We start from the raw sequence: 4,429 nt of genomic DNA, 5'->3' as shown, positions 1-4,429 counted from the left end.
CCCTTGCTGGCGTAGGGTTGGTAGTAGACGGCGTAGGTTCCGGCTTGGCTGGCCTCGAACACCAGTTCGCCCTGCGCCTGGCTGATGCCGCCGCGCATGACGTTCGCCACCGGCTTGTCGTCGGGTCCGGTGACAATCACCGCTACCTGCTCCGGATGCGCATCGCGACGACGCCAGGGGATCACCACGTGCACGGCCTTGGCCGCCGCCTTCACCTCGACCAGGTAACGGTGATTGCCCAGGGCATCCGCGTTCCAGCGCAGCAGCTGGAGATTCGCCGGTGCCTGCGCATAGGCCAAGGGCATGGCACCCAGCAAAGCCCCCACCAGGATCAACGCACTACGCTGCCGCCCCATGATCACCCCAGATCGCGAATAGGAAACCGGCCACGCGATGCACGGCCGTAGCCAGGGTGTTTAACCCGAGTATGCGGCCAGGGGCAAGTTCCAGAGGTGCCGATCAGGCGCCGCGATCGGTGCGCAACGTGCGCACCGCCTCATCGTGACCCGCCGCGGAGCGCCCGCTGATCCAGCCGAACAGCGCGATGCCGACCACGATCATCAGCGCGCCCAGCGCGGAGAATCCATGCGGCCACGCTTCACCGAGAAAGCACGCGCCGATGACCGTGGCGAACAGCAGCTCCGCTGCCTGCATCGCCTCCACCGCCGCCAGCGAGGTGGGCTCGCTGCGCACCATGTCGGTGGCGCGGAAGAACAGCACCGTGGCGATCACGCCGGAAGACAACGCCACGCCGCCCGCCAGCAACGCCTCGCGCAGGCCGGGCGGGCCCACGGTGAACCAGGTGATGGCGGCCAGCACCAGCCATAGCGGCCAACTGCACAACGTCATGCCGAACACACGCTGCGTTGCGCCGATCCGCGTGCCGGTCTGTTCCAGATGGAGCAGCACCATGCGATTGCCGAGCGGATAGGCGAACGCGGAGAACACCACCGCCGCCATCGCCCACCAGTCGCCGGCCTGCAGGCGTCCCTGCGCGTGTCCCCATTGCAAGGCGAACACGCCCGCGAGGATCAGGGCGCCGATCGCCACGCTGCCCCATGCCAGGCGCCGTCGCTCATCGCGATAGATGAAAGGCGCCAGCAAGGGCCCGGCCAGCACCGTGCTCTGGAAGCTTCCGGCGACCAGCCAGGACGGCCCGCTGTTCGCGGCCCAGGTGAGCGGCAGGCCAAACAGCACGAAACCGACCGTGCTCCACCACAACCAGGGTCGCGGATAAAGCCGCAGCTCCTTCGGCAACGAGCCTAGGCCACCCTGCCAAGGCAATACCAGCGCCAGCAGCGGCAGCGTGATCAGGTAACGCAGGATCACCGCCCATGCCCAATGGCCGCCACCCGCCACCAGGCTGCGGTTGAGCACATACGTCATGGTGAAGAACAACGCCGAGCACAGCGCCAGTCCCACCGCGGTGAACGCTTTGGAGCGCATGGACGTTCCGTGATCGAAAACACCGAGTGTGGCAAATGCCGAGGCGTTTTCGAAGACCGACGCCTGGCATCGCCAGGCCGTCGTCACGCAGGCGATGCAAGCGGCAGCAGCAACTCCACCAGCAACCCGCCGCCTTCCGCATTCCGGGCTTCGACATCGCCGCCATGGGCCCGCGCCACGCGTTGCACAATGGCCAGGCCCAGGCCGTGTCCTTCGGCGCGCGAGGCGTTGCTTCCGCGGAACAAGGGACGGAACAGCGACGGCAACTCGGCTTCGGGCACGCCCGGGCCGTGGTCGCGGACCGCACAGACGGCGCGCCCGTCGACCTCGCGCGCGGCGAGCTCCACGCGCCCGCCTTCGGGACTGAACTTGATCGCGTTCGCGATCAGATTGTCCACGGCGCGTTCCAGCAGCAAGACGCTGCCAGAGACCATGAGCGGCGCGGGCGGCGGCGCCATCGACAAGGTGAGGCGCCGCGCCTGCGCTTCCAACTCGGCGCGATGCAGGCAGTCCTGCATGAGCGATGATACGTCGATGCGTTCGCGATTCTCGCCGGGAATGCCGCCCTCCATGCGCGACAGCGCGAGCATCTCGCCGGTCATGTGATCCAGCCGGCCGATCTCCTGCTCCGCCTGCGCAAAGTAGCGCGCCGCCTCTTCGGGGCGTTCGCTGCGCTGGGCCAGGTCGAGGATCAGGTGCAGGCGCGCCAATGGCGAACGCAGTTCGTGCGAAAGGTCCTGCAGCACGCTGCGATCGTGCGTGACCAGCGCCTCGATGCGCTCGGCCATCGCGTCGAAGTCACGTGCGAGCTGCGCCAGTTCGTCGTGGGCGCGCTGGCCTTCACGCCCTACCCGCGCCGACAGTTCGCCCGCGGCCATGCGCCGCGTGGCCCGCCGGATCGCCTCCACCGGACGCGCCACGCTGCGCGCCACCCACCAGCCGACAAGGCCAATGAACAGCAGCGACAGCACGGCCTGGCTAGCCAGGAAAATCCGTTGGCGCGTCTGCGGGCGCAGGCGGGAATGCGTGCGGCTCAGCGCCACCAGCTGCCGCGTATGGCCATCGCTGCCGTTCACCTGTTGCACCGCCAGGTAGATGTTCGGCCATGGCTGCAGGACCATGTCGCGCTTTTCATCCAGCCAGTTCGCCAGCGACCCGCGCACGGACGACGGCATGCGGATGGGCAAGAGCGCTTCGCCGTTCTCGTACAGCGTGGCATCGATACCTTCGCGTCGCTGCTGCTGCGACCACTCGGCAAGCCCGCCGGCGCCGCCGTTTTCATAGGCCTGGTTCGCACCTTGCGCGAGCGAGGCCCAGTTGATCTCCACCGCCGTGCCGTACTCGATGAAGCGTTGCGTGAGGAAGCCGCCAAACAACAGCGCGAGCATGTTCACCGCGCAAAAGCTGACCAGCAGCCGCCAGTAGAGGGAGCTCTTGAACGGACTCACGCGGCCCCCGCGACCAGGCTGTAGCCCGCGCCACGCACCGACTCGATGCGCGGCGACTGGGGCGAGGCTTCCGCCAGTTTGTGGCGCAGGCGGCTCACGTGCACGTCGATGCTCCGATCGAAGCGTTCCAGCTCGCGTCCCAGCGCCATGCGCGTCAGCGTGGCCTTGTCCACCAGTTCGCCCGCACGTTGCGCCAGGGCGAGCAGCAACTGGAATTCCGCGCCGGTGAGCGTCAGTTCCTGGTCGCCGACATAGGCGCGCCGCTCGCCGGGCTCCAGCCGAAGCACGCCTACGCTCATGCTGCCCGCAGTGGCCGGCGCATTGCGGCGCAGCTGCGCCCGGATACGGGCCAACAGCTCGCGCGGCAGGCAGGGTTTGGTGAGGTAGTCGTCGGCACCCAGTTCAAGCCCGACCACGCGATCGACCGGTTCGCCCTTGGCCGACAGCATGATGACCGGCAGCCGGTGTTTCAGGCGAAGCTCCCGCAAGGTATCCAGGCCGTCGCGGCCGGGCATCATCACGTCGAGGATCAGCAGATCCGGCCGCGTCGATGGGTTATGCAACAGCGCCAATCCCGTTTCGCTGTCGTGGGCGGTCTCGACCACGAAACCCTCGCGTTCCAGGTAGTCCTTGAGCAGGCCGCACAGGGCCCGGTCGTCGTCGACAATCAGTAGTCTCGGCATGGAATGACTCGTGCTGCTGGGACTCATTGAAACGGCGCCCCGGCCCCGCCTCCACCGGCTTTACGCTTCTTTACCTTTGCGCAAAGAACATACACGTGGCGCCGCCGTCAAATGGACACACCTCCCCCGTCCACGACGACACAGGAACACTCCATGCGCAAGAACATCACCCTCGCCCTGGCCATGGCTTCGGCCCTGGCCCTCGCCCCGTTCGCCATCGCTGCCGCGGCCGGCCAGGACGGCGGCCCCCGTGGCGGCTGGCACGGCGGTCACGGCCATGAGTTCGCCGGCGCCTACGCCAAGCTCAACCTGAGCGACGCCCAGAAGGCCAGCATCAAGCAGATCATGCAGAACGCCTTCAGCCAGACCAAGACGCAGCGCCAGAACCTGCGCCAGCAGCGCGAAGCCTTCGAGCAGATGGCTCCGAATGCTTCCGGCTACCAGGCTGCCGCCACCGCACTGGCCCAGGCCGAAGGCGCCGCCGCCACCGCCCGCGTGCAGCAGCGCGCCGCCATCCGCGCGCAGATCTACACCGTGCTGACGCCCGCCCAGCAGGCGCAGCTGGCCACCATGAAGGCCGACCGCCAGGCACGCCACCAGCAGTGGGAGCAGTTCAAGGCGCAGCACCCGGCATCGGGTTCGTCCTCGGCGCAGTAAGCGCACCACACAGAAAAAACAATCCACGGCAAAAACAAAACCGGCGCCAGCCTGCATGCTGGCGCCGTTTCTTTTGCGCAACCTCACGCCCGCCTCTTTTTTTGTAGGAGCGCACCCAGTGCGCGACCGCAGCGTGGCCATCTCGACGTGGAATCGGTCGTCAAGGCACGGATACGGCTTCACCGCTTCGCAGGC

At 67.5% G+C, this 4,429-nt stretch carries 5 protein-coding genes; 1 reads left to right on the top strand and 4 read right to left on the bottom strand.

What is annotated here, in order from left to right:
- The 4 genes from JMF82_RS21640 to JMF82_RS21625 all read right to left on the bottom strand — a co-directional run.
- On the bottom strand, window positions 1-356 hold a 356-nt coding region (locus JMF82_RS21640; protein ID WP_201316590.1), incomplete at its 3' end, for a glycoside hydrolase domain-containing protein.
- Between the two features lie 103 nt (window positions 357-459).
- A complete protein-coding gene (locus tag JMF82_RS21635; RefSeq protein ID WP_201316589.1) occupies window positions 460-1,446 on the bottom strand; it encodes a multidrug resistance efflux transporter family protein in 987 nt (328 codons plus the stop codon).
- A gap of 83 nt (window positions 1,447-1,529) precedes the next feature.
- Window positions 1,530-2,894 carry a HAMP domain-containing sensor histidine kinase gene (locus JMF82_RS21630; RefSeq protein WP_201316588.1) on the bottom strand — a complete coding sequence of 455 codons (1,365 nt, stop codon included), beginning with the start codon at window positions 2,892-2,894 and terminating at the stop codon, window positions 1,530-1,532.
- Window positions 2,891-3,577, bottom strand: a complete 687-nt coding sequence (locus tag JMF82_RS21625; RefSeq protein WP_201316587.1) for a response regulator transcription factor — start codon at window positions 3,575-3,577, stop codon at window positions 2,891-2,893. The genes JMF82_RS21630 and JMF82_RS21625 overlap by 4 nt, the downstream gene beginning before the upstream one ends.
- 153 nt (window positions 3,578-3,730) lie before the next feature.
- On the opposite strand from JMF82_RS21625, the gene JMF82_RS21620 reads away from it, so the two are divergent.
- Window positions 3,731-4,234, top strand: a complete 504-nt coding sequence (locus JMF82_RS21620; protein WP_201316586.1) for a Spy/CpxP family protein refolding chaperone — start codon at window positions 3,731-3,733, stop codon at window positions 4,232-4,234.
- Window positions 4,235-4,429: the final 195 nt, after the last annotated feature.

Origin of the sequence: Dyella sp. EPa41 (assembly GCF_016586165.1) — a bacterium.
Classification (GTDB): domain Bacteria; phylum Pseudomonadota; class Gammaproteobacteria; order Xanthomonadales; family Rhodanobacteraceae; genus Dyella.
Note: the sequence above shows the minus strand (reverse complement) of the source record. Positions and strands in the feature narration are given on the sequence as shown.